Source organism: Bartonella sp. EBT8 (genome assembly GCF_055796165.1).
On sequence record NZ_JBTTDJ010000054.1, the window covers coordinates 1 to 2,055 of the forward strand.

The 2,055-nt window shown below is 34.4% G+C and carries 3 protein-coding genes and 2 pseudogenes; 1 reads left to right on the top strand and 4 read right to left on the bottom strand.

All coding sequences use genetic code 11. The annotated features are described in order from the left end of the window. The 4 genes and pseudogenes from AC0QT4_RS08915 to AC0QT4_RS08930 form a co-directional block, all read right to left on the bottom strand. Positions 1–348 (bottom strand): annotated as a pseudogene (locus AC0QT4_RS08915) (hypothetical protein); the annotation flags it as partial. Then, positions 335–694, bottom strand: coding sequence for a dATP/dGTP diphosphohydrolase domain-containing protein (locus tag AC0QT4_RS08920; RefSeq protein WP_473201321.1), 360 nt, complete (start codon positions 692–694; stop codon positions 335–337). The gene AC0QT4_RS08920 and the pseudogene AC0QT4_RS08915, both read right to left, overlap by 14 nt. 156 nt (positions 695–850) lie before the next feature. Continuing rightward, a pseudogene (locus tag AC0QT4_RS08925) lies at positions 851–1,123 on the bottom strand (hypothetical protein); the annotation flags it as partial. After that, positions 1,086–1,415, bottom strand: coding sequence for a hypothetical protein (locus tag AC0QT4_RS08930; RefSeq protein ID WP_473201319.1), 330 nt, complete (start codon positions 1,413–1,415; stop codon positions 1,086–1,088). The gene AC0QT4_RS08930 and the pseudogene AC0QT4_RS08925, both read right to left, overlap by 38 nt. Positions 1,416–1,510: 95 nt before the next feature. Between AC0QT4_RS08930 and AC0QT4_RS08935 the strand changes: the two genes are divergently transcribed. Next, positions 1,511–1,837, top strand: a complete 327-nt coding sequence (locus AC0QT4_RS08935; protein ID WP_473201320.1) for an XRE family transcriptional regulator — start codon at positions 1,511–1,513, stop codon at positions 1,835–1,837. Positions 1,838–2,055: the final 218 nt, after the last annotated feature.

Genomic DNA, 2,055 nt, shown 5'->3' on the forward strand with positions numbered 1-2,055 from the left:
TGCCTTTTCATGCTCTTCAATTTTTTGTCTCAATTCTATAATGATCGTATTATGTTCATTGATGGCTTTATCGCGTTCTTTAATCACTTCATCACGCTGCTTAAGTTTGTGTCTTAATTCTGTAATGATCTCGTCACGTTCTTTAAGATCATCATCACATTCATCAATTGTTTGCTTGCTTTCCGTTAAAAACTTCAACTCTTTCTCTTTTATCTCTTTTTTAAGATTGGTAGCTTGTTCTTTAAGGGATTTAACTTGATCACGATAATGCAAAGCGAAACGAAATATCACACCGCTTAAAATCAAAACTGAAATCACCGCTATTAATACAATCTCATTTAAACTCATTTTGTTTCTCCTTTATTATTTTAGGGCGGTCATCATGACCGATCTGTTTTGCTTCGCATTCCATTAAGAAAACAAGACAACACACCGCATGCGCCAAGTGTGATAAATCACTCTCGCCATCCTTATTCTCTCCACCAAACCATGCGAATAAATGACGCAAAGCAGCGCCGTAAAAACGGCTCCACTCCATGCCATGACGCCAATTGTTTGCTCCGTATTTCTTTGCGCCAAATTCTAGAACACGACCGATTTCAATCAGTGCTGATGGCGGGATAAGGTCAACACGCGCCTTGCCATCATCATCCTTATGCGCTTCCCTTAAGTTCTCTAAAACCCGTCTGCGTATGCAAACTTCATCGTTATAAAATCTTGCATTGTCATACAACATAGTATGAACACGTTCATCACCGCAAATACGAGCATTGCCATAAATATATCCCAAACCGTAAACTTGTGCTTGATCACAAACTAAAGCATTATCAAAAACACTTGCATCATTACGAATAATGGCATCGTCATAAACCCGCGCATTACCATAAACCTTAGAACCTTCATAAATCCAACAATTACCATAATGCGATAAATTGCCTTCATGTTCTATCCAGCCGCCTAAAGCACCCTTCTTAATATTTCCAAAATCTCTTAATGCACAAATAGGATGCAGAATGTGTCCATTCTCTTTAGTGCTATAATTTTTTAGGATTTCATATTTCTTTTCTACAGCCATCATCATCTCCTTATGACTGCAAAGCAGTGCTATGTTCACAAGTGTCATTAACACTGGAACTTTTTACAAATTCACTCATTGAGGGGGGATGTTTCTTTTGCATTAATAACTGCAAGCGTTCAGGATAAAAAAAATCGTCAGGGCGTAAATCTATACCATGATCATGTGCATAATTTAGTAATTGTGCCTGATAAATCGCAGGAAACAATCCATTAGCACCACCTTTTTCTTTAGAATAAGTAATACGATAAACAGCACCCTTACATTTCTGTAAAATGCGAGAAACATTAACAGCACCGCCTAAATATTTTATTATGGTATATGCAGGTTCTTTTTTCATAATAATAAAATTTCATATTATCTGAATTTTATCAAGAAAAAAATTCAGTTTTTTTTTAATTGATTTTTCATTTGATATGAAAGAGCCTTATTTTTATGGAATCGGATCAGTTAAAGGCGTGGCTTAAAGAGCAGTTAGCTAAAAATGGACACGGTAGCAAAAAAATGCTAGCCGAACATCTGGGAGTGCTGCCATCTACTTTAACTAGTATGATCAATAATTCTAGTACAAAGAGATCAGTAAAACCCAGATTAATAAGAGCAACTGAACTCATAAAAATTATTGATTTTTTTGGTGAAATCCCGCCTTTCTTAATCAAAGAATCTGAACAATTTATTCGTCTGTATTATCAAGCAAATCCTGAAGTTCAGAAAGCTGTTTTAACGATTCTTCAAAATTCCTGCTCTGTAGACAAAAGATAATAGCAGCCATCACTTTCTTATCTCCATAATTCCAAAATTTTTCTAACATTATTTTATCCTATAATGAATTTATTTCATATAAAATTTCATTTTTTATGAATTTTTTTATTGACAGTGTTCATAAAATATGAAATACAGACACCCTAGCAAAAAAAAAAATACCCTTGTCAATAGACATTTTATCCAAAATGTTCTTTTTCAACTTTTTTAATGGAGGT

What these genes read in the sequence shown, in the direction of transcription:
- AC0QT4_RS08930 (WP_473201319.1), bottom strand. Translation starts at nt 1,415, where the DNA reads ATGAAAAAAGAACCTGCATATACCATAATAAAATATTTAGGCGGTGCT.
- AC0QT4_RS08935 (WP_473201320.1), top strand. Translation starts at nt 1,511, where the DNA reads ATGGAATCGGATCAGTTAAAGGCGTGGCTTAAAGAGCAGTTAGCTAAA.